Annotated in this window: 19 protein-coding genes; 14 read left to right on the forward strand and 5 right to left on the reverse strand. The window is 56.0% G+C overall.

Annotation, left to right across the window (positions count from 1 at the left end; genetic code table 11):
• The first annotated feature begins 9 nt into the window (after positions 1-9).
• Positions 10-1,341 carry a hypothetical protein gene (locus H5T64_00985; GenBank protein MBC7262916.1) on the forward strand — a complete coding sequence of 444 codons (1,332 nt, stop codon included), beginning with the start codon at positions 10-12 and terminating at the stop codon, positions 1,339-1,341.
• Here the strand turns inward: H5T64_00985 and H5T64_00990 are convergent.
• The 3 genes from H5T64_00990 to H5T64_01000 are packed head-to-tail and all read right to left on the reverse strand — an operon-like array spanning position 1,323 to position 5,136.
• A complete protein-coding gene (locus H5T64_00990) occupies positions 1,323-3,062 on the reverse strand; it encodes a PD40 domain-containing protein (protein MBC7262917.1) in 1,740 nt (579 codons plus the stop codon). The two genes, H5T64_00985 and H5T64_00990, sit on opposite strands and share 19 nt — an antisense overlap.
• Positions 3,063-3,098: 36 nt before the next feature.
• Complete coding sequence (gene hemW / locus H5T64_00995; protein MBC7262918.1) at positions 3,099-4,313, reverse strand: radical SAM family heme chaperone HemW; 1,215 nt, start codon at positions 4,311-4,313, stop codon at positions 3,099-3,101.
• Positions 4,306-5,136 carry an EF2563 family selenium-dependent molybdenum hydroxylase system protein gene (locus H5T64_01000; protein ID MBC7262919.1) on the reverse strand — a complete coding sequence of 277 codons (831 nt, stop codon included), beginning with the start codon at positions 5,134-5,136 and terminating at the stop codon, positions 4,306-4,308. Before H5T64_01000 ends, hemW begins: the two co-directional genes overlap by 8 nt.
• A 379-nt stretch (positions 5,137-5,515) precedes the next feature.
• Here H5T64_01000 and nfi point away from each other — a divergent pair, with 379 nt between their 5' ends.
• Genes nfi through H5T64_01020 form a run of 4 tightly spaced genes read left to right on the forward strand, consistent with a single transcriptional unit; the run spans position 5,516 to position 12,010 of the window.
• A complete protein-coding gene (gene nfi, locus H5T64_01005) occupies positions 5,516-6,205 on the forward strand; it encodes a deoxyribonuclease V (GenBank protein MBC7262920.1) in 690 nt (229 codons plus the stop codon).
• On the forward strand, positions 6,205-6,960 hold the full coding sequence (locus H5T64_01010; protein ID MBC7262921.1) for an NAD-dependent deacylase: 756 nt from the start codon (positions 6,205-6,207) through the stop codon (positions 6,958-6,960). The genes nfi and H5T64_01010 overlap by 1 nt, the downstream gene beginning before the upstream one ends.
• 37 nt (positions 6,961-6,997) lie before the next feature.
• Positions 6,998-11,608, forward strand: coding sequence for a SpoIID/LytB domain-containing protein (locus H5T64_01015; GenBank protein MBC7262922.1), 4,611 nt, complete (start codon positions 6,998-7,000; stop codon positions 11,606-11,608).
• A 54-nt stretch (positions 11,609-11,662) separates the two neighbouring features.
• Complete coding sequence (locus H5T64_01020) at positions 11,663-12,010, forward strand: ASCH domain-containing protein (protein ID MBC7262923.1); 348 nt, start codon at positions 11,663-11,665, stop codon at positions 12,008-12,010.
• Positions 12,011-12,033: 23 nt separating this feature from the next.
• Here the strand turns inward: H5T64_01020 and H5T64_01025 are convergent, their stop codons facing one another.
• Positions 12,034-12,654 carry a class II aldolase/adducin family protein gene (locus H5T64_01025; protein MBC7262924.1) on the reverse strand — a complete coding sequence of 207 codons (621 nt, stop codon included), beginning with the start codon at positions 12,652-12,654 and terminating at the stop codon, positions 12,034-12,036.
• Positions 12,655-12,971: 317 nt separating this feature from the next.
• Between H5T64_01025 and H5T64_01030 the strand changes: the two genes are divergently transcribed.
• From H5T64_01030 to ade, 4 genes are all read left to right on the forward strand, one after another.
• A complete protein-coding gene (locus H5T64_01030; protein ID MBC7262925.1) occupies positions 12,972-14,819 on the forward strand; it encodes a TIGR03960 family B12-binding radical SAM protein in 1,848 nt (615 codons plus the stop codon).
• Between the two features lie 2 nt (positions 14,820-14,821).
• Positions 14,822-15,502, forward strand: a complete 681-nt coding sequence (locus H5T64_01035; protein ID MBC7262926.1) for a DUF2344 domain-containing protein — start codon at positions 14,822-14,824, stop codon at positions 15,500-15,502.
• A 185-nt stretch (positions 15,503-15,687) separates the two neighbouring features.
• Positions 15,688-15,903 carry a hypothetical protein gene (locus tag H5T64_01040; GenBank protein ID MBC7262927.1) on the forward strand — a complete coding sequence of 72 codons (216 nt, stop codon included), beginning with the start codon at positions 15,688-15,690 and terminating at the stop codon, positions 15,901-15,903.
• A gap of 169 nt (positions 15,904-16,072) precedes the next feature.
• The gene (gene ade / locus H5T64_01045) at positions 16,073-17,785 is read left to right on the forward strand and encodes an adenine deaminase (protein MBC7262928.1); all 1,713 of its coding nucleotides are present in this window, start codon (positions 16,073-16,075) and stop codon (positions 17,783-17,785) included.
• Between the two features lie 27 nt (positions 17,786-17,812).
• On the opposite strand, the gene maf is transcribed toward ade, so the two are convergent.
• On the reverse strand, positions 17,813-18,478 hold the full coding sequence (maf, locus tag H5T64_01050; GenBank protein ID MBC7262929.1) for a septum formation protein Maf: 666 nt from the start codon (positions 18,476-18,478) through the stop codon (positions 17,813-17,815).
• Between the two features lie 173 nt (positions 18,479-18,651).
• On the opposite strand from maf, the gene H5T64_01055 reads away from it, so the two are divergent.
• The 5 genes from H5T64_01055 to thyX all read left to right on the forward strand — a co-directional run bounded on the left by H5T64_01055 (position 18,652) and on the right by thyX (position 23,804).
• A complete protein-coding gene (locus H5T64_01055) occupies positions 18,652-19,137 on the forward strand; it encodes an HIT domain-containing protein (protein ID MBC7262930.1) in 486 nt (161 codons plus the stop codon).
• A 118-nt stretch (positions 19,138-19,255) separates the two neighbouring features.
• A complete protein-coding gene (locus H5T64_01060; protein ID MBC7262931.1) occupies positions 19,256-20,587 on the forward strand; it encodes an MFS transporter in 1,332 nt (443 codons plus the stop codon).
• A gap of 187 nt (positions 20,588-20,774) precedes the next feature.
• Positions 20,775-21,965, forward strand: a complete 1,191-nt coding sequence (locus H5T64_01065) for an acetyl-CoA C-acetyltransferase (protein MBC7262932.1) — start codon at positions 20,775-20,777, stop codon at positions 21,963-21,965.
• 21 nt (positions 21,966-21,986) lie between these two features.
• A complete protein-coding gene (locus tag H5T64_01070) occupies positions 21,987-23,126 on the forward strand; it encodes an acyl-CoA dehydrogenase (GenBank protein MBC7262933.1) in 1,140 nt (379 codons plus the stop codon).
• 63 nt (positions 23,127-23,189) lie between these two features.
• A complete protein-coding gene (gene thyX, locus H5T64_01075; GenBank protein MBC7262934.1) occupies positions 23,190-23,804 on the forward strand; it encodes an FAD-dependent thymidylate synthase in 615 nt (204 codons plus the stop codon).
• Positions 23,805-23,824: the final 20 nt, after the last annotated feature.

The following is a 23,824-nucleotide window of genomic DNA, read 5'->3' on the forward strand; positions in this document are numbered from 1 at the left end:
TCGTCTACAATGAGCCCTGCTCTGCCGCTCCAGATCAATTGCCCACAATGCCGAGCACCCTTCACGGCATTGGTGCATAGCATAATAGACGTTGGAAAGGAACCGCAACTTAAGCCCGTGCTCTTGCGCGGGCAAATCAATCTTGTGCGCTGCCCTCACTGTGGCATGACAGGGATGTTGAGTGTGCCTATCCTCTACCACGACCCACAGAAGGAATTACTGCTCATCTTTATTCCGCCACAAATGGGTCTCAATGCCCAGAATCGCGAGCGCATTATTGGTAATATGGTACAAGCCCTTATGGCCGATACCCCAGCCGAACAACGGCGGGGCTATTTCCTCAACCCACGGCAAATGCTCACCATGCAGTCCTTGGTCGAGACCATCCTGGAAGCCGATGGGATCACCAAGGAGATGTTGGAAGAGCAAGCCAAACGGGTGAGGCTTTTGCGCACTTTCCTGGAGGTTTCCGGCGACGAAGATAAACTGAGGGCGGCAATTGAGGAGCACCGCTCAGAGATAGATTATCCTTTCTTTGTTTTACTCAGTGCGATGTTAGAAGACGCCATAGCCGGTGGGCAGCAAGAGTTAGCCGAACAGTTGGCCGACTTACGCGAAGTGCTTCTGAACATGACGGCCGTACCCATTCCCGAGCCTCTGCCCCCGGGTTCTACGCAAGAGGACTTGATTAACGCCTTGCTGGCTGCTACAGACGAAGAGACCCAACTGGGATTGGTGCTCGCCAACCAGCCGATGATAGACTACGCTTTCTTTCAGACACTAACAGGACGTATCGAGGCCGCGGTCCGTGCGGGTCAGGAGAGCGAGGCTGCTCGATTGCGTGCTCTCCGCGACGATGTCCTGGAGATCACGGAAGCGTTAGAGAGGCAGGCGCGCGCTGCCCAAGAACACGCGGCGGCGCTGCTGCGCGAGATATTGAATAGCCCCGAGCCGAAGACCGCTTTACGCCAGCATTTGAGCGAAATAGACACGCTCTTCCTGGTTGTCCTGGCCTCAGCCCTACAGGCTGCAGAGCAGGCTAAAGACGAACCCCTCGTTGCTAAGTTACAAGCGCTGCAGGAAGACGTGAGGCAGGTCATTCGCGAGAATATGCCGCCCGAGATCAACTTTGTCAACGAACTGCTGGACGCCGAGTACCCGGCAGAGACAGAAAAACTACTCCGCGAGAAAGCGGGTGAATTTGGCGACCGCTTGCCGGCTCTCCTGACAGCCTTGGCGGATGAATTGGAAGCGCATCGCCCCGAGACCGCGGCTCGTTTGCGCGAGTTGCACGTCCAGTTGACAAAGATAGGGAACGCAAATCACGGTTCGAAGCCGTAGTCGAAGCGTCCACCCCATGTGGTCCACCAAGGGAATGGCCATGGGTCAGGGGAGGATATCGCCTCGATCTGTTTGGGCGCGTATAGTTCTTCCATAGCCTGCTGCCAGGTGAGCCCGCCTCGGTTCTCGAAATGGCAAAACCCGATCGCCTCCTGCTCATCAAGCCAGTCCAAACCAGGCATCCGAACGCTGGCCACACGCTGCCAGCCGTAATCCGCTGCCAGCGCCGTGAAATCCACGAAATAGCCTTCCCAAGCCAGTTGTCGTCTGCCTTCAGGGGTCCCGGCTACCGGATCTGGGGAGCCAGTGACAAAATCCCACGGTGCGTCTACTAACGGCTCGCCCAACGAGCCGTCATCCGTCGCTGTGCGGAGGTATAACCGCCAATACGTTTGGTTCCCAATATCCTCGCGCACAGCGAGTACAGGTGCCTTGTTATCCACCACGCTGTATTCGGTTAGGATGTCTATAGCCCGCCCTGCTTTGTGCCAGTCTGGGTATGCTGGGTTACTCTTGGGCGATTCGATGGGAGAGAAGGCGCGACCGAGTTTGGCCAGATAGTCAAATCCAGTTTCGGCCAGCACTCTCCGTCGCAGGGCTATGAAGGAATCATCTACTCGATCACTGAGTTCTGGCTGCGGTGCTGTCACATCGGTCAAGCGCACGGTGCTATAAGATGGACCGACTTCGGGTGTCGGTTGCAGGTATTCCTGGAATAAGGGAAGATACTCCTGCTTTTTCCCCAGAGATGGTTGTACGTGCGCCACGCCGGACCAACGCAAGTTCCGCGGCCACTCTGCGCCGTGCCAGAGCACCTGTGGCACATCGCGGGGGCTTAACCCACGCCGAAGGATATAGGCACCATCGGCCAAAAGATAGGCGTAAATGAGCGAGCGGCCATCTGGCGTCCACGTTGGCGAGGAAAGTCGAGGAGCACCAATGACCACGGGCAACGTGTATTTGTCCACACTTGCTCCGCTCAGCGCGGCCTGCACATCCAGCACATAGATACCGTTCGTGCCCTCGCGATTGGAAATGAAAGCCAGAAAACCGCCATCTGGTGACCAAGCAGGCTGGTCATCGTCAGCCGGGTGGTGAGTGAGGTTGATTGCCCCAGCCTCCGGGTGTTTGGGGTCGAGCAAATAGATCTCCTTGTTGCCGTCGCGCCAAGATACGAAAGCGATATGCCGTCCGTCTGGCGACCAGGCTGGGCTATAATCATCGGCTCTCTCGTCGGTCAGTCGGACCATGTGCTCACCATCGTGGAGACGGGACGCTGGGTCTCCAAGCCGGACACAATAGATCTCCAAGTTGCCGTCGCGGTAGGATTCAAACGCAATAGAGGCGCCATCGGGGGACCAAGTAGGAGCACCGTCATAAGCCGAGTTCTCCGTAACACGCCATACCTGACCGTCGTGTAGATCCATCACATAGAGGTCCCAATTGCCGTCGCGATGAGACTGGAAGGCCAATCTCCAGCCCCCAGGAGACCAGGCAGGGGCGCGATCGGGTGCTGGGTCTGCAGTCAGCCGAACGAGGCCGCCTTCGCCGTCCATGGTGAGAGCGTAAATGTCCTCGTTGCCACTGCGGCGCAAGTCGAAGGCTAACCAGCCGGGAGATGGTGCAACATCAGTCTGGGCCGGGGAATGGCTTGCAAAGAGAATGGCCGCTGCCACTATTAGCGTAGCAATGACAGGCCATCGAAGGGATGTGGTATCCAATGAACTCCTTCGGAAAGAAGCGTCGTCCGAGAAGGATTACACTCTTTCGCATATCCTGTCAGGCGGCAGGAAACGCTCGAAAACCTGGTTCCCGAGCAATCGCCCGCGGCGTGATAGCCGCACCGTCTCACCATCGGCGATGATTAAGCCAAGGGCCATCAAATCTGCGATCTGGGCCCCGTAGCGATCGGTCCATGACATCCCGAATCGCCGCACAAAGTCCGACACCCGCACTCCATCTATCAAGCGCAGGCCTAAGAACATAAACTCCGCCATCTCTTCCTCTACGTCAATTATCTCGCGTGTGGCGACTGGGCTCCCTCCAGCCAATATGCGGGCAACATATTCTTGGGGGTCACACACGTTGGCTGTTCGTTCTCCACCATACCATGAATGTGCCCCTGCGCCCAATCCCCAATACGGAGCGAGGGTCCAATATTTGATATTATGGCGGCAGACGTGAAAAGCAGACCCAGTTGATTCTTCACTGTTGCAAATAGTAGTTGCTGATGCTGCCCAATTCGAGATTTCATAGTGATAATACCCCGCCGTGCTTAGGCAATCCTCGGCCAACAAGTACATATCTGCGGCCAGATCGTCGTCGGGAGGTGGTAATGCGTCGGTCGACACTTGGATCGCCAAAGGGGTCCCTTCTTCCAGCGATAGCGAGTAGAGGGACAGATGCTCCGGACACAGGGCTAACGCAGTATTAAGCGTGGCGATCCAGGTGGACATAGTTTGTCCTGGTAAAGCAAACATAAGATCGAGATTGAGATTGTCAAACCCTGCGGCCCGGGCCAGTCCAATTGCCTTCTTTGCCTCTGCTGAGTCGTGAATACGTCCTAAGAGGCGCAGCATTTTATCATCGAAACTCTGTACACCCAGGCTCAGCCGATTGACGCCCACGGCCCGGAGAGCCCGCAGAGACGTCTCGCTCACTGTGCCCGGGTTGGCTTCGATGGTGATTTCGGCGTCTTGAGGGAGGCACAAATCGTCGCATACTCTCTCTAACAGCCACTCTAGGAGTTCCGGGGGCAGCAGAGTGGGCGTACCCCCTCCGATATAAACCGTATCGGCTACCACGCCTGGCCACTGCGCAAGACGCCAAGCCAGTTCACGCTCCAGCGCTTGGATGTATGGCGTGAAAAGTTCATCACGTCCGGCATATGAGTTGAAGTCGCAGTAGGCGCACTTGGCGCGACAAAAGGGGATATGAACGTAGAGACCTATTGGGTTCACCCTGTTATCCATCAAGCCGACCTAGGCCGCTTCCGCGAGAGAAGAGCACCGCACCAATGGCCTCCAATACTCCTCCACCGATTGCCCGGGCTTTGTCGGAAATCGAATAGCAATACTCTACCTTACCTCGGGGGTCCACGTCGCCCACTTTCTCGCCGCGCTGTACCTCCAGATCATCGTGCAATAAGCCTCGTATCACACCGGAGACCCCGGCGACGACCGGCTGTCCTGCTACCTCACCCACGACATCTGATTTGGACACCTGGTCTCCAATGCGACGCACCGCACGGAAGATACCATCTGTTGGTGCCCAGATGACGCGCTCTCGTTCATAACCCATTACTGGTCGCGGCACGCCAGTGTTAGGCTCGGCTGTCCCTATGGTGATCACGCGACCCAGGTTATGCCCCCCTGCTGTCTCGATCACTGCGTGGACATCGCGCCCGGCTTCAAACCCGGGTCCCAGACCAATCACTACTGGCGCATCGGTCATCGTTGTCCCTAAGTTGCGTTTCGCCATCCGTGCATCTACTAACACGTCAGGTTGTAGTACCGGGATGAGTGTTCCATCGGGATCCACAGCCACCGGCACAATGTTTTCCACGAGCAGGTTTTGTATCTCTGACAAATCTTTGGCCTGTCGGGCTCGCACGCCCTCGACGGTGATCTCGCCCTCATAGACTGCCGAGGCAAAGGCCACAGCACGCCGAATAGCCCTTGGTTGTGGCAACTCTGTGATGACAACGCGCATACCGACACGGTACAAGCGGTGGGCCACACCAGTTGCCAAATCGCCCCCACCGCGGATCAGCACAAGTAGGCGATGGACTGACATATCACGTTACCCCCTGTATCAGGGTCAGACCCCCTACAGAAATATTGGCTGCTTTATCGTAAAGCATTACCTCCATCTTGGCTGCAGTATCAGGGCCAAATGGTAGGTGGCACTGCCGCCAAAATTGTGGGTATACGACCTGTGCAGAACCTTCTTTCTCCATTTGCGTCATCAGTAAAAATTATAGCCATTGCGGTAGGTGCGGCAAAACGTAGTCGGGGGTTGGGGAGAGAGTAACAAATGCAGCGTCTGATTGCCAATCCCTTTCTTTTGTGCTACTATTAAGTTAAGTGGTGAAGTGCTGAAAAGATTCAGGCGTGAAGAAAGCCGTGAGTTTTCGACTGTAACGGCGAAGGATGAGATCTGGGGCATATATACTATGAAAGTTGTCGAACTGCACCGCTGGGATGTGACCCCGCAGGAGGCGATTGCTATCCAGAATGAACTTCGAGATCGCATTTCTCTGCGCGACGAATGGGGTTCTGTACACTATGTGGCTGGTGTAGATGTGAACACCGCCGGAAGCACAGCGCAAGCGGCGATTGTGGTGTTGCGCTACCCAGACCTACAACTGGTGGATTGGGCTACCTCGCAGGTGCCACTTTCTTTCCCTTATGTGCCCGGGCTTCTGGCCTTCCGCGAAGCGCCGGCGATTCTCGAGGCAGTGCGCCAATTGGGGGTAGAGCCAGATTTGCTTATTTTTGACGGCCAAGGTTACGCTCATCCACGTCGGCTGGGTATTGCCAGCCACGTGGGTTTAGTGCTGGACAAGCCCTCCATCGGCTGTGCCAAATCGCGTCTGTGCGGAGTGTACACGGAACCTGGCCCACAGCGCGGCGAATACAGTTTCCTGACCGATCATGGCGAAACCATTGGTGTTGCTCTGCGCACCCGAGAGAACACGGCCCCGGTATTCGTTTCGGTAGGGCACAAAGTGAGCCTGGAGTCTGCTATCGCCTGGGTGCTGCGCTGTTGCACGGGCTACCGCCTGCCAGAGACGACGCGCTGGGCGCACAAAGTGGCTGGGGGTGAAAAACCACCTCAGGCAAGGCAAGAACGGCTATTGTGATGACCCACGAACGAGATGTACAACGCGCTGCTGACCTCCTCCGCGCTGCCAATCATGTGGTGGCTCTTACTGGCGCGGGTATGAGCACGCCTTCGGGACTTCCTGATTTCCGCAGCCCCCACTCTGGTCTGTGGGAGAAGGACGACCCGATGGTAGTTGCTTCTATCTACGGTTTCCGTGTCAACCCGCGTGCATTTTATGATTGGCTGCGCCCATTGGTTATGACCATGCGCCAGGCACAACCGAATCCCGCTCACCTGGCTTTGGCACGATTAGAAAGGGCTGGTCAACTAGCGGCCATTATCACCCAGAATATTGACGGCTTACATCAATCCGCTGGTTCACAGCGAGTGCTTGAACTTCATGGTTCTATGCGTACAGCGAGTTGTACGCGTTGCGGGCGAGGGATTTCTGGCGAACAACTAGCGGCACGTCTTCTTCAAAGCGAGGATGTCCCACGCTGTGAGAAATGTGGTGGTATCTTGAAACCTGATGTGGTACTTTTCGGCGAATTGCTGCCCCAATGGGTGCTTCTCGAAGCCCAGGGGGAAGCGGAGAAGTGTGACGTGATGCTGGTTGTTGGATCCTCACTGACCGTGACGCCTGCCGCTGACCTGCCGTTCACGGCACGCCAGCATGGGGCAGAGATCATCATTGTGAACGCTCAGCCGACCTATATGGATGCCCACTCCGCAGTGGTCATCCACGATGATTTAGCCACGGTAGTGCCACAAATTGTGGACCTAGCGATGTAGCCTTCTCTCTTTCATTTTCCACAAGTGAGGCGGCACCATGACCATAAAAGACTGGCTGCGGGTGTGCGCTATCGTAATAGTCCTGACAGTGCTCGCCACTCGAATCGAACCCATAACGCTGGCTCAGGGGCAAGCCTGTGGAGCGACTGGTACCGTGCGCGACCTGACAACCGGTCAGATCATCGCAGGAGCCACGGTCTTTGTTGGTGGTGAGCAGGTTACGACCGATGCGGCAGGCCGGTATCGGCTGTTTCTCTCGCCTGGTGTCTATGAGATTCGCGCTCGAGCCAACGGCTACATCGGCATGTCGCAGACCCGCCAGCGGATCGAGGCTGGGACGTTTACTGAAGTGAACTTTGATATGGTCCTCCAATCACCCTCTGCCGAGCAGCAGGCTCGTATTGACGAGATCCTGCGTCAGCAAAGCCAACAGGCTGGTCAAGACGAATTGGCAGTTGCCAGAGAGCGGGGGTTCGCCCTTTCCACAGCCACTCGGGTCCCAGAGACTATCCCCGTTCTGATGCCCGACGGAACAGTGGTAGTTATGCCGATGGACGAGTATCTCAAGGGCGTCGTGCCTTATGAGATCGGACCCTACGCCCCCATGGAGGCCTTGCGTGCCCAGGCTGTCGCCGCCCGAGGTTATGCTACCACCCGCGTGGAGGGCGGGGTGCCCATTTGCACCACAACGCTCTGCCAGGTGTGGAAACCAACACACTACGAAACCACGGACGCCGCTGTGGATAGCACCCACGGGGTAGCCGCATTCTATGGTAGTAACATAATCCGGGCCTTTTTCTTTGGTCACTGTGACGGACACACCCGTAACGTGGAAACAGTGTGGGGAGGAAGCCCAATCCCTTATTTGCGCTCGGTGCAATGCCCCTGCGGGTTCACCCACCTGTGGGGACATGGCGTTGGCATGTGTCAAGAAGGGGCAAAGGTACTGGCCGACCAAGGTTGGAGTTATCAGGATATCCTGCGGCATTATTACACTGGTATCACGATCCCGCCGATCTATGCCCCTACTCTGAGTGAGGGGAGCGTCACCCCATCCATTGGTAGCCCGGAAACGCTTTTCACCTTCGCTGTGACCTATCGCGACGCCGATGGCGATCCGCCCGCCCGCGCCACGGTGTACATAAACGGCGTCTCCTATGCCATGACCAGAGAGTCCGGCACTTTCACAGGTGGAGCACGTTATGTGTATCGCACTACCCTCCCGGCGGGAGAACACAACTATTCATTTGGCTTTGAGGATGGCTATTCCGGTCCCGTGAATCTACCCGCCGCGGGCACATTCTCCGGCCCAAGCGTGCGCGACCAAGGACTAAACGATCCCACCCCTGTGCCTACCCCTACGCCTGGACCAAACCAGACCGTCGCTCGGCAGTGGAGTCAGACCAGTCTCGCAGATTGGGAGGGTGGTGACTTCATGAACGTTGCGCTGACCGATCATGAAGATGGTGCATTGGTGTTAACTCCGGGCTCTCTCCAAGGCAGTTACACCTCCGTTGCTCACCGGACCGATATCACTTTCGTCGCCATCGGCTCGACTTGGTTGGGCGATTTTCCAGCGGAGACGACCTTCGCGCTGGAACTGCGGACTAGCACAGATAGCATCTCCTGGTCGCCATGGTATCCAGTAGCGATAGACGATGCCGAGGGTGCAGGCGGGGGCCCGCTTTACGGAAATCTCATTTTCACGGCAGGGCAATGGGTGCAATATCGTGTCCGCCTTACGCGCGCGACACCGCAGACTACTTCTCCTCGGCTGCGTTCGCTGACGTTAGTATGTATTGATTCGACCCGTGGACCAACTTCCGCTGAGGCCGAGGCCCAAATGCGGGCCCGCATTGCTGCCAGTGAACTACCTATTATCTCACGTGCAGAGTGGGGCGCGGACGAAAGTCTGATGACATGGCCGCCGGAATATCGCATTCCTCGCGTATTCATCGTTCATCACACTGTTACCGCCAATAACGACCCTAATCCGGCAGCGACTGTGCGCGCTATTTATTACTATCATGCTGTTACCCGGGGGTGGGGGGACATTGGCTACAACTACCTGATTGATCAGGACGGGCGTATCTATGAGGGCCGTTATGGTGGGGAGGGAGTAGTAGGCGCGCACGCCAAGCAATACAATTGGGGCAGTATCGGCGTGGCCATGATGGGCAACTACGACGAGGTTGCTGTGCCCAGTCTCTTGAAGTCAGCATTGGCGGAGCTGATCGCCTGGAAGGGCAATCACCATTTTATCAACCCCGTGGGTAGTACGTATTTCATTGATCGGACTTTTCCCAATGTCATGGGCCACCGCGACTGTGCCGCGACCACCTGCCCAGGCTCCTATGGCTACGCCATCTTGCCTGAAGTACGCCAACGCGCCCTATCACGGATGCTGGAGTTGCCGCCCAACACGCGAGTCTCTGCACCCGTTGAAGGCGCATCGCTGAGCGGCGTGGTACAAGTCGAGGCTGACGGCAGTCCGGCGGTGACGGCGATCGACTTCTACATAGATGGGGAGTATCAGGCCAACGATAATACCGCGCCATTCACTTGGAAATGGAACACTGTCCGCCACAGTGAGGGCAACCACACTTTGGCTGTGTTGGCGCGGACGAATGCGGGGCTCACTGCCTGGCACGAAATTAACGTGCGCGTGGATCACACGCCGCCGTCTGGTTCTATCACCACACCGATGTTCAGCAATACCTCGTTCGTTACCCTGAACTTGGCAGCAAGTGGCGCGACGCAAATGATGTTCAGCAATGGCTGGCATTGGGAAGGCGAGGAACTCTCCCATCAGCCGGGTGCCGGGCAAGAGATCGCCGACCCTGCGGCGCGGAACGGACGAGCGTGGCAGGGACGGGCAGGAGTGGATGCTTCTGGCTGGTGGTATGGGCCGTACTACAAAACCTTGCCCACTGGCGCTTCCTACCGGACTTATTACCGGCTGAAGGTGGGGAATAATGCCAGTCCGCAAACGGTGGCGATAATAGATGTAACCGACGACTTCGGGCAACACACCTACGCAGAACAAGCCTTGACCGGTGACGATTTTTCTGCCCCGCTCACTTACGTGGAGCCGTACCTCGACTTCTGGTACTCCAGAGTGGACGATTACGGCCTGGAGACGCGAACCTTTTTCTGTGGCGTGACCGATCTGTATCTGGACGACGTGTGGATTTTCCGTGCGCCGGTGGGTTATGCCACTACCTGGCAGTGGAGGCTTGGCGACGCTGATGGTCCCTACACCGTTTCGGCCCGCTTCGCCGATGAGGCGGGCAACCTCTCGTCTATCTATAGTGCCACGGTTACACTGGACCAGACTGCGCCGGAGTGGGTGTCCTGGGATGGAACAAGTGCATTTGTCAGGGATGTCACGTCGGGTTTGCGCGTCGCCAGTGCTGAATACTCGCTCTCTGCTGATGGTGGAAGTACGTGGGGCGACTGGGCCAGGGCGATCATCACTGCCACCGAGGGAACCACAGCGACAGTGCCAGTGAGCGGCAATTATGGCACCGCAAATCGAGTGCGCTTTCGCATCGAGGATCGGGCCGGCAATACCAGTGAGAGCCCGCCATATATGCTGGGGAGTGGTCCCACGCCCACCGCGACGGCAACACCACTATCCTCGCCTACACCGACCCCTACCACCCCGCGTACCGTAACCCCGACCCCAACGGTGAGTCCGACACCGACGCCTCTGGTGGGTGACGTGTGGGGATGGGTAACGCTGCAAGGGCGCATGAATCATGCTGGTACACATATAGAAGTGGGGGATCTGGCGACAGATGTCTCGGACCCGAGTGGCCTGTTCGTTTTACCTGGTGTGCCGGTCGGCTATTATACCGTGCGGGCCACTATGCCAGGGTATCTTGCTGCCTGGCGCGATCTCGAGGTGAGTGCGGGACAACTGGTGCGTTTACCCGATGTCATGCTCCTCGGCGGCGATGCCAACGGCGATTGTCGAGTCAACATCTTCGATTTAGTTATTGTGGCCAGTGACCCGGCTTGGACGGGCGATTCATGCGAACCAAGAGACCCACATGCCGATATCAATGGCGATGGTTGCGTTAATATCTTTGATTTGGTGCTAGTAGGCCTCAACTACGACTGTGTCTGCCCCAGCCCTTGGGGCACTGGGGGTGAGGCCACGTCAGCTGCTCCTGAAATTGTTCACATCTCACTCCGTCCAGAGAGAACGCACGTGCGCCCAGGTGAAAGTGTCACAGTGGATGTAGTGGCGGAGGACGCTGTGGCTCTGTATGGGGCTGAGATGACCCTGCGCACCGACTCGACATCACTGCAGATGGTGAGCATCGAGCCCGGACGTAAAGATGCGTTTGTCGCGTATCAGATGTGCGGTGCAGACCGAGCGTCGCTGGTGTATACTTTGCTCGCGCCGGCCACACCAATGGATGGCGAAGTAGTGTTAGCGCGAGTTACCCTCGAGGCGTTGACAGAGGGAAACGTATCCGTAGCAGTAGAACGGATAGTGCTGGTGGATAGGAGCGCACAGAAGGTGCCTGTTCAGGAGGATCTCTGGATCGGGCCACCATCGCCCCATGTAGTGTACCTGCCCATTCTGTTGCAGGATGCGGGGGAGGGATCTAACCCCATTTTATATATACGGCGTTAATACTGTCTCAAAAGGTCGGGACTGCAAACACGGACTTAGGTGGCGACTAAGACATTGTGGATCAAGGAAGAATATCTGGCGGAAATACTAGGTGGGCGCAAAACGGTGGAGGTTCGCGTCGGCTACCCTAATATCATGCGCCTGGTGCCAGGCGATACATTGCTTCTCAATGATCGGTATGAAGCCCGCGTTCTACGCGTTGCCCACTACGCGAATTTCGCTGAACTCCTCGCCCATGAAGATGTGGAATCCATCGCTCCAGGCCTGACCAGCGAAGAACTGGCAGCCATTCTCCATCAAATTTACCCGCCAGAGAAAGAGGCATTAGGCGCGGTGGCATTGGAATTGGCTGTGAACAAGCCAGAGGAACACGAACGACAGCCATCTGATACAAACACATAGGGCTTCTCAGAACAATGGTGATTCTACAGTCCTGCTTGTTTGATGATCTCCACTGCCTCGGCGGGCAATGTAGTAGGTATGCGCTGGAGTAGATGGCTGATCACCATAACATAGGCGATTTCCTCTAAGGCCTCTGCGCGTTCCACTGCCTGCTCGATCGTGCTGCCCACCGCCACGGCACCGTGGTTGAGCAACAACAGAGCAGGTGCATTGCCAATGGCATCTGCAACCAAGAGCCCCATATCCACAAGACCCGAGGGGTCGTATTGCACACGAGGGATATCAGCGAAGGGAATAGAATCCATGGTGATGGGCAGGATTGGCACTTGACAAATGCCTGTGACAATGGTCATTGGACCGTGGCTTATCACGATGGACTCTACATCAGGGCGGGCGGCATAGATTCTCAAATGAATGTTGGTGTCAAGTGGAGGTTTGCGGCGTTTACCCAGGATATCACCCCCAGGTGTGATCTGCCATACCGAATCGGGGGCGATTCTCATGCGGTTGAAACCCGGTGGCGTGATGAGAAAGCCTGCACCTTCGGGCAGACGGACGCTGATCGCACCACCGCCTGCACCGATGATCCCAGAGTCCACAAGTTCTCCAGCAGCAGCCATTAGTTTTTCATGCAATGTGTCCAAAGTACCTCCCATGAGGTAACGAAATGCGTCCGCATCTTTCTGCACTGATGGTACTATTATGCGAAGGTTCGTACAGTGTACATTTACATTGTAACACTATTAGGCGGGCATGTCAATCCCCTTTTCGGTGAACAAATTGTATCCCTTCTTGTAACCCTCTTGTTCCTTTGCAGGCTACGGTTGTAACCAAGAAGATACCTTTTGGCAGCATCCGCTCGTTGTATATCGTTGTGCTGGTGTGAATCCAGCGCATCTTTGCGTTGTCCTCTAAGTCCACTATAATCTCGTCGCAGGCACACGAGGTGATCTCAGATAAGATGATACCGTCACGGGTTCTCGATCGCATCTTGCCTGGTGTTTCCAAGCCAGGTCGGTACGTGGGACACGAATGGAATAGCGCCAACAAGGATTGGGACAGCGCGGCTGTGCACTTTGCTCTGGCTTACCCCGACATCTACGAGATTGGGATGTCCAATTTGGGTCTGGCCATCTTGTACGATGTGATCAATAGCCGCCCCGATGCTTTGGCCGACCGTGTCTATGCCCCCTGGCCAGATATGGCCGCTGCGATGCGCGCCAGTGGTCTGCCTCTTTATGGCCTGGAATCTCGTCGCCCTCTGGCCGATTTCGATCTGATTGGTTTCAGCCTGCAGTATGAACTTACCTACACCAATGTGCTCGAGATGCTTGATCTGGCCGGTCTTCCTGTGCGGGCTGCTGATCGGGCCCCTGATGCGCCCTTGGTCATTGCTGGTGGCTCGGGTACTTATAGCCCCGAACCTGTCGCTGATTTCTTCGATTTATTCGTAATTGGCGAGGGCGAAGAGATCATCGAAGAATTGATAGACGTATACCGTCAAGTCCACCCACCTGGCCATCCAAGAGATAAAGAGGCTTTCCTGCGCCGCGCTACTGGTATTGAGGGCGTGTATGTTCCCGCTTTGTACGATGTGGTTGCTCATAATGGTGTAATGACAGTTTCTCCGCGAGAACCCGAGGCACGGCCAACCATTGCGAAGCGCCTCGTTCAACGTTTGCCCCCACCACCCACACGGCCTGTCGTCCCTTACATTGAGGTGGTCCATGACCGAGCGATGATCGAAATCCAAAGGGGTTGTACTCATGGCTGTCGCTTCTGTCAGGCTGGGGTCTGCTATCGTCCGGTGCGCGAACGGCCGATGGCTGAAGTACTCGAAGGCATCGCCGCCATCTTGGCAAACACCGGCTACAACGAAGTGGCACTGATCTCTCTCAGCAGCACAGACTACACCCACATCGAGCCATTGGTGGCCGAACTAGTGAAACGCTACCGTAATGAGCGGATATCAGTGTCGTTACCTTCATTGCGTATCGACGCCTTCTCCGTTCGTCTGGCGCAAATGCTCCACGAGACGCGCAAAACCGGACTTACATTCGCCCCTGAAGCGGGCAGTCAGCGACTGCGCGATGCCATCAACAAGCGCGTTACTCGGGAGGATCTCTTGCGCACTGCCGAGACCGCTTACAACAGTGGCTGGCAGCGCATAAAACTGTATTTCATGATCGGTCTGCCCACCGAAACTTTGGATGATGTGTCCGCCATCGCTGAATTAGTTCATGAAGTGCACGCAATAGGCCGACGAGTCCATGGCAGACGTGCCCAGGTGAGTGTGAGTGTCACGACCTTTGTGCCCAAACCACACACGCCGTATCAATGGCTGCCTTTGGAGGACGAGACAGTGTTGCAGGCCAAACAGGAACTGCTGCAAAGGAGGCTGCGTAGCAAAGGCATCCATCTCAGTTGGTCCAACCCCGAGGCCACTCTGTTGGAGGCAGCGCTTTCCCGCGGTGATCGGCGACTGGGGGCGGTAATAGAGCAGGCCTGGCGCAAGGGGGCGATCTTTGATGCCTGGAGGGAACACTTCCGGCCGGATATTTGGGCCGCCGCCTTCGCTGCTGAGGGCCTCTCAGCCGACGATTTCGCCCGGCGGCGCTACCATCGGGACAATAGGCTGCCTTGGGACCATATTTCGACTGGCGTAGATCGGGATTACCTGTGGGAGGAGTACCAACGTACACTCCGGGGTGAGCCGGGCAGCGATTGTTTGGAGAAGTGCACCTCCTGTGGCGTGAGAGAGGCCTTCAACCTGAAGGAATGCCCGATTGTCGCCCGAGGTGACCTGTGAGCATGCGCCGACAGCGGTTGCGCATCCAATTTACCAAGACGGGTGCGCTTAAGTACATCTCGCACCTCGACTTGATGCGCCTATGGGAGCGGGCACTGCGGAGAGCAGGATTGCCTCTGGTTTTTTCCCAAGGGTTTAACCCGCAGCCTAAGATCATTATCGCGGCGGCGCTGCCGATAGGCATCTCAGGCCGGGCCGAAGTGATGGACGTATTCCTGGAAACGCCCATGCCGACGCTTGAAGTAGCGAAGATGCTACCATCGTGCTTGCCAGATGAAGTGCGGTTGGTCAGTATTGAAGAGGTACCGTGGGACGAGCCTTCATTACAGGTGAGAATGCGGACCGCAGAATACGAGGCCCGCGTACCAGCGGAGTGGACGCTGAGTGAGTTGCGAAAACGCGTCGCGACGTTCTTAGCAGCGAGCGAGATATGGCATGAGCGGAGGAGCAAAGGCAAAACGAAGCGATATGATTTGCGCTCGTTGGTCGAGGACGTCCGCGTGATTGGGCGTGAGGGCGAACATTTTCGGCTGAGCCTGCGGTTAAAGCATGAGCCCGGTGCGACGGGTCGACCCGATGACGTGCTTGCTGCGTTGGGTGTAATGAAGCCGGGGGTAGAAATCGAACGGGTTCGGCTGGAGTGGGACATCGAGAATGCTGGGAGCAAGTTTCCAGACGGGTAATCAATGGGTTCCTATCTTTAGTCGCCCCAGGTGCCATTGCCGCAATGGGCCACGAGGTCTACCTCGACGAACCCTGGCCGAGCATCATCCCAGTCGGCGAAAGTGGGAACGGCTTAACCAATGTCCCTGTGCTCCCTCAGCAGCAGGCTACGGAGATCTGACGTGATTATTGTCAACGTTGGAGCATCGAATGCTGGTTCCGCTTCCTCAAAGAGGAAGGCCTGCACCTCGAAGACGTGCAGGTGCGTTCTTTAGAAAGCATTCGCCGCTTGGTCTATCTGGTGCTCATCGCCGCGCTATTCGTCCTGAATCGCCAACTTTATCTGTGCCCATTGATCATCCAGGCCCTGTTGTGCCTTGGCGGGAAGCTAGGCATCAAGGCTGACAAGGATGGGCCGTAACTCATCCTGATGGGCATAAGCCGGCTCCTGATTGGTATCGCCTTTGTCTCCTCCTGTCAAAATTATCCCCTGGCCCTCCCTCCTTGAGTTTTGGGTAAACCCCAGATGCTATATATTGCCAACACTCCATAATTGTGATATAATTGTCAAAAGGGTTTCAGGAGGGCTTATGCAACTCGGAGACCTAATACAAGCGGCCCGTGGCGAGGTCGAAGCCGATCTGCTGCTTAAAAACAGCCAAGTTGTGAACGTGTTTTCGGGGGACATCCATCGCGTCAATGTGGCGATCTCCCGCTCGCGCATTGTAGGTTTGGGCGATTACCGGGCGGAAAAAGAGATCGACCTCGATGGCATGTACCTCTGCCCTGGCTTTATAGACGGCCACGTCCACATAGAAAGTTCCATGGTGCGTGTTGCAGAGTTCGCTCGCGCGGTCGTTCCGAACGGTACCACTTCGGTCATCATTGACCCACACGAGATCGCCAACGTCCTCGGACTAGATGGCATCCGTTATATGCTTGAGTCCAGCAAGTACAATCCCCTCAGCGTGTTTGTCATGCTGCCTTCCTGTGTGCCAGCAACCAACCTGGAAACGTCGGGGGCTACGCTGCAGTCGTGGGACCTATCACCATTGCTCCATGAGAAATGGGTGGTAGGCCTGGGTGAGGTAATGAACTATCCCGGCGTGCTTTTCCGCGATCCACAAGTACTGGCAAAGATAGATGCGGCGAGTGGCAAGCGAATAGACGGACACGCGCCGGGATTGAGCGGACGCGATCTCTGCGCTTATGTGGCGGCGGGCATCGGCTCGGATCACGAGTGCACAACCTTAGAAGAAGCGCGTGAGAAACTCCGTTTGGGCATGTACATCATGATTCGAGAGGGTACAATAGCGCGTAACCTAGAAGCGCTCTTGCCCCTCGTAACTCCTGCAAATGCTCGGCGTTGTATGTTTGTTACCGATGACCGTCATCCTGCAGAATTGCTCTATGAGGGACACATCAATTCGATCATCAAGAAGGCTATCGGTTTGGGTTTAGATCCAATCATTGCTATCCAGATGGCCACTATTAATCCGGCTCGTTATTTCGGACTGACAGACAAAGAGGGCATTGCCCCAGGGCGGCAAGCCGACTTAGTCGTTTTTGATAACTTCAAAGATTTTAACATCCGTATGGTCTTCCGAAACGGCGTGATGGTAGCACGGGATGGCAAAATATTGCCTCACGTAACCATTCCGCCCGACATACCGGTGCGCGGTTCCATGAACGTGAACTGGGGTTCGCACTCAGACTTCCACATTCATGCCGAGGGGTCACGGGCCAAGGTCATCGGGGTCATCCCCGATCAAATTGTTACCGAGGCACTAGTCGAAGAGATCAAGGTGGAAAATGGCTTGGCGGTGGCTGACACTGAGCGCGATATCCTGAAACTGGCGGTTGTGGAGCGACATCTGGCTTCGGGGAACATAGGGCTCGGATTTGTCAAGGGTTTCGGGCTCAAGCGAGGGGCTTTGGCCTCTTCCGTGGCTCACGATTCGCACAACTTAATCGTATTGGGGACAAACGATGAGGATATGATGGTAGCCGCGCGGCAAGTGATCCAGATGGGTGGTGGGCTGGCGGCAGCGTCTGAGGGAGCAGTCTTGGCCTCATTGCCTTTGCCCATTGCCGGGTTGATGTCCCGTGATTCAGTGGAGAGCGTAAACAGTCAGATGCAGCGACTCCTCGCTGTGGCCAGAGAATTGGGTTCCTCTCTCCACGACCCTTTCATGTCCTTATCGTTTCTTTCCCTGCCCGTCATACCTGCTCTCAAACTCACCGATCGGGGTCTGGTCGACGTAACGCAGTTCAAATTCGTGCCCCTGTTTGAGAGAGATTAGCCAAACTGTACAAACGAATGGTGAGTATTAGGACGGAATAACCTCGGTGGCGTAAGTGCAACCTGATACACGTGCCCAGGGGCAGGCCTCCATCGGGCGCACTGGCACTTCTACATCCCAAGCCCGCAGCGCTCGGTAAAGGTGACAGATAGGCAAGCCCATCACATTGGCATAACATCCCCTGACCCCTGCTACAGGTCGGAACTCGGCATACTGGATAGCGTATGCTCCTGCCTTATCCAGAGGATCGCCACTGGCGACATAGGCGGCAATTTCCTCATCGCTATATGAGCGCATCCAGACCTCAGTTTCCACCACATCAGACCACTGTCGCCGGTTGTCTACATCCACCAAGGTCAGGCCGCTGAACACCATGTGGGAACACCCACGCAGGCGGTGCAGCATCTTGGTAGCCTCGTCAGCGTCACGCGGCTTGCCCAACACTTCCCCGGCGAGAAGAACAATGGTGTCGGCAGCGATGACAATACCATCCCGCATCCCACAGGCTGCTTTTTGAGCCTTGCGCGCACTTAGACTGAGGGCCAATGCCTTGGCGGGGATATCCGCATCGTTGTTCTCCTCTACCTCCGCAGGAAACAGTGTGAAAGCCAAACCCAATGCAGCCAGCAGTTCGCGTCGTCTTGGAGAAGCCGAAGCCAACGTAAGTTTAACAGCCTTTGGTTGTCTGCCCATAGTTAGAAAATTATACTCTGATGAGAACTGTGGACAAAAGACAACAAGGAGTTTTGCTTCCGCGCGTTACTTTCGCTAAAATCTATTAGGGCTTCCAGAGGCCATGGGCAGGATGCCGCTTCCTGCCCTCTTCTTTGTCCCGAGACCCATACAGCACACAGGGAGGAACCGCAGTGGTCAAAAGGCTTTGGGCACCATGGCGCATAGACTATATACTGGGTGAGCGCGAGAATGGCTGCGTCTTCTGTCGCAAATTCGCCGAGTCCAGTGATGCCGAAAATTTCGTTGTCTACCGGGGTGAGAGAGCCGGTATCATCATGAATATCCACCCTTACACCAACGGGCATATTATGATAATTCCCTACCGACACGCTGGAGAACTCGACGATTTAGAAGACGAAGAACTGGCGGAGATGATGTTTCTGACGCGAAAGGGCGTGCAGATGTTACGCCGAGCCATGCAGCCACACGGCTTCAACATCGGCCTCAACATAGGCGCGGCCGCCGGCGCGGGTATCGGTGACCATCTCCACATTCATGTTGTTCCCCGCTGGCAAAATGACACCAATTTCATGCCCGTGCTGGCTGACGTGCGCGTAATACCGGAATCGCTCAACGACACGTACAAGCGACTCCGAGAAGCATTGCAGGCAAAGTAACGCGTGACAGGCTTGCTGTTCCTCACTCCAATCAAAGAGATTGCTGGGCAAACGCGAGCGCGTGCGAAATCGGCCTGGCTCCTAATTAATACCGAAAAAATACTGTAGAGGGGCCCCTTTGAAGAAATACCTTCGCATTCTGCGGCGAGTACGATCGTCTTTGAATCAAGCCCTCAAAGTCCCAGATAATGTGAGGGAACGCAATATCTGGCATTTGTACCAGGACATGGCCTGGTATGGCGTTCTAAACAGCATTGCCACGACATTTACCAGCGTCTTCGCCATTCGGTTAGGAGCCAGCAACACTTTGGTAGGCCTACTTTCCTCGCTACCCGGGTTGATCAGCATTTTTTGGCTCATCCCCTCTGCGCGCCTCATCGAGACCCAGATACATCTCATACCCACTATACTATGGAGTGGTTTCCTGCATCGCCTTGCCTATTTCCTCGTGGCGCTCATGCCCTCTTTTCTGCATGAACACCGGGCAGAAGCATTGGTATGCTTGATTGTGCTTTCCACTATTCCCGCCGGAGCAGCTAACACCGCGTTCACTTCGATGATGGCCGAGGTGGTGTCCTTGCCCGACCGCGCCCGCGTCGTGAGTGTGCGCCATATTTTGTTTTCGGCCACCGGCATGCTCACCGTGCTCATCGCCGGCAAACTCCTGGATCTCATTTCCTTCCCCCTCAACTATCAGATTATCTTTGGGTTGGGGTTTGCCGCCTCATTGGTCAGCCTGTATCACATAAGCCGTATCCAGGCGCCAGCCAAGTCTGTGGCTCCGCGCTCCGCTCCCGCTAGGCAGTTCAGCCGTGAGCGGATGCAGAACACAGTCCATAACATTTTAGCGTACAGGGATTTCACTCGGTTCACTGTAAGCACTTTCCTTTTCAACTGGGGTTTGTACCTACCCATTGCTCTGTATCCGATTTACAGGGTGCGTGTTCTGGGCATCTCCGACACTTGGATCGGCCTTATTTCGATGGTAGAGAGTGGCACGACCGTTGTGTTCTATTATCTCTGGGGCAAAATCGCTAGCAGATATGGAAACCGCATCGCGATCATCGCCGGTAGCGTAGGGTTAGTGTTTTTCCCGGTGCTCACTGCACTTTCCACTAGGCCAGAACCGCTCGTGCTCGTAGCCGTGGTGGCAGGTGCGTTCGGCCCAGCCCTGACTCTAGGCACCTACAATGCTTTGTTGGAAGTATGCCCTGAGGAGCGCCGCGCCAGTTATATCGCGATTTACAACACCCTGGTCAACGTCAACGCCTTTTTCGGTCCACTCCTGGGCACAACCTTAGCCACTTTCATCGGTATCCGTCAGGCACTTTGGTTGGCAGGAGTGATGCGTTTTCTCGGCGCTTTGACCTACGTTCGATTGCCCTTTCGAGAGAAAGTTGTGATGGCACATCAGCCCTCGGCTCCCACACGGAATGCTCCAAAGGAGTAAGTAGAGGCGTGTAGAGATATATTCATAGGAACAAACTTACAGTCCTTAACAAGGCAGCACTCGCAAGTTACAAGGCTGGTCAAATCGGGCAATTTCTGCTACAATTCAGTTAGATACTGAGGTTGTCCGGGCTCCTTCGTTTCCCTCGCGTGGGCAATGTAATTGAAACTTCAAGGAGGAAGTGGACATGATAGGACGACGCGAAGTGGTCATTGTCAGTGCGGCCCGCACACCTATTGGTCGTTTTCAAGGGAGCCTGAGCACAATACCTGCTCCCAAATTAGGTGCTACTGTCATACGGGAGGCAGTGCGACGGGCCGGGATTGACCCCGCCAGCGTGGACGAGGTGCTCATGGGGAACGTTATCCAAGCCGGAGAGGGACAGGCCCCAGCCCGCCAGGCCGCCATTGCCGCTGGACTGCCCCCCACGGTCGGTGCCACTACCATTAATAAGGTCTGCGGCTCGGGGCTCAAAACAGTCATGATGGGTACACAGGCTATCGTCGCTGGAGATGCGGATATCATTATCGCCGGTGGGATGGAGAACATGAATATGGGGCCATATCTCCTGCCTATGGCTCGAACTGGATACCGCCTTGGCGATGGCAAACTGGTGGATGCCACAGTTCACGATGGCCTATGGTGTGCTTTTGAGAACCAACACATGGGAAACTCTGCCGAATGGATTGCCAAAGAGTATAATCTCACTCGCCAGGAATTGGACGAGTTCGCACTTCGCAGCCATCAGAGAGCCATCGCTGCTATCACTGCGGGGAGATTTAGGGAGGAGATCGTGCCAATTGAGGTGCCACAACGCAAGGGCCCTCCCCTCCTCTTCGATACTGACGAGGCCCCCCGCGCCGACACGTCGATGGAGGCGCTGGCTAGGCTCAAGCCCGCCTTCCAAGAAAACGGCATAGTGACTGCGGGGAACTCCCCAGGTATCACCGATGGTGCAGCCGCAGTAGTTATTATGGCTGCCGACGAAGCCGAAAAGCGAGGCGTGGTGCCCTTGGCGCGGATCACCGGCTATGCCCAGTCCGCAGTGGAACCCTTGCGCATCTTCACCGCGCCCATCTTCGCCATCCGCAAGTTGTTGGAAAAGACGGGATATAGGTTGGAAGACATTGACCTCTTCGAAATCAACGAGGCCTTTGCCGCCCAAGTGGTCGCCGACGGCAAGGAGTTAGGGTTGGATTGGGAGAAGGTAAACGTGAACGGAGGGGCCATCGCCCTGGGCCATCCCATTGGCGCAAGCGGCGCGCGGATACTGGTAACGCTTATCTACGCCCTGAAGAACCGGGGCTTGAAAACTGGCTTGGCTGCCCTTTGTCTGGGAGGCGGCGAGGCCGTGGCTATGACCATTGAGATGATATAGCACAGAGGAGGTAAATGTAACATGGATCTCACGTTCAATGAAGAACAGGAAATGATCCGCAAGATGGCGCGGGATTTCGCTATCAAAGAAGTGGCGCCGATCGCTGCCGAGTTGGACCGCAAAGGTGAACCTCCCTTTGCTCTCTACAAGAAGATGGCAGAACTGGGCTTCCTCGGACTGCTCGTGCCGGAGGAGTATGGGGGTGTCGGTGCGGACATGATCAGTTACGTCCTTGCCATTGAAGAGATCTCGAAAGCGTGCGCTGCAACGTCGGTCATGATGGCTGTGCAAAACTCTCTGGTGAACAAGGGCATCCTGCTCTTTGGCACCGAGGAACAAAAACGCAAATATTTGGTGCCCTTGGCGCAGGGCAAGAAATACGGAGCCTTTGCACTCACCGAGCCAGGCGCGGGCTGCGACGCTGCAGCGCAAAAGACCACAGCCGTGCGCGATGGCGATATCTATCTCATCAACGGCACCAAGCACTTTATCACCAACGGCGGCTTTGCCGACATCGTGCTTGTCTTTGCCATGACGGACAAGACATTGAAACACAGGGGTATTTCCGCTTTCATCGTAGAGAAAGAAACCCCCGGTTTCGCCGTCGGCAAGGAAGAGGAAAAAATGGGCATTCGCGCCACGAATACCTGTGAATTAGTGTTTCAGGATATGCGCGTGCCCGCGGCGAACCGGTTGGGTGAGGAGGGCGAGGGCTTCAAGATCGCGATGACGGTCCTGGACGGAGGGCGTGTTGGGGTGGCCGCCCAGGCGCTGGGCATTGCCGAGGCCGCCTTCGAAACTGCGGTAGCCTACTCCAAGACCCGGGAGCAGTTCGGCCAGCCTATTTGTAACTTCCAGGCCATCCAGTGGATGCTGGCAGACATGAAAACGCGAATTGAAGCCACCCGCCTGCTCACTTACAGCGCGGCGATGAAAGCCCAATCGGGCGAACGCTTCAGCCTGGAGGCTTCGATGGCCAAACTCTTCGCCGCGGAGACAGCAGTATGGGTAGCCGACCGTGCCCTCCAAATTCACGGTGGGTACGGCTACATGAAAGAGTACCCGCTGGAGCGGTACTACCGGGACGCCAAGATCACCCAGATTTACGAGGGCACGGACGAAGTGCAGCGCATGGTGATCTCGAGCCAGGTGTTACGATAGATTTCCGCCCCTGCCAGCAAACCCGCGGCAAGAACCGACAAAGTGAGGCATGTGAAAAATCCCATGATCAGGCGGTTGGCAGTACTTGACAAAGGCTATATCGAACTGCAAGAGATGATGGGCGGCGATGCCGCTGTAATCCAGGCAGCCCGCATCTGCTATCAGTCTGAGGCCAAGGATTCCGAGGCAGATGTCCGACTTATTCGCCGACTGATGAGCAGCGAGCCTAAGCACAATACGGTTTTCGAGCACGCTGTGTTCCGTTGGGGTGTCAAATGCCCCCTCTTTGTAGCCCGCCAGTGGATGCGGCATCGCATTTGCAGTTACAACGAAAAGAGCCTGCGCTACTGTATCGCCAGCCGCGAGTACTACGTTCCCGACAACGAGCCGGACGTCGAAGAGTACCGCAAGCACATGGAGGCATCGTTCGACTTATACAGCCGGCTGTTAGAGGCTGGCTGGAAGCGGGAGCGGGCGCGGGGTGTGCTAGGTACTGCAGTGTACACTGAATTTATCTGGACGGTCAACGCCTGGTCGCTAATGAACTGGATTCAGAAACGCTCTGATGTCTCGGCGCAATGGGAACACCGCCAGTACGCTGAGGCAGCGCTGTCCATCTTTCGCCAGGTGATGCCAGTAACAGCGGAGGCGTTCGTGGAACTTGTCCTGAAAAGATAAGGGGGTGCTAACCAAGGGAA

Source organism: Chloroflexota bacterium, assembly GCA_014360825.1.
In the GTDB taxonomy this organism is placed as follows: Bacteria; Chloroflexota; Anaerolineae; order UBA2200; family JACIWT01; genus JACIWT01.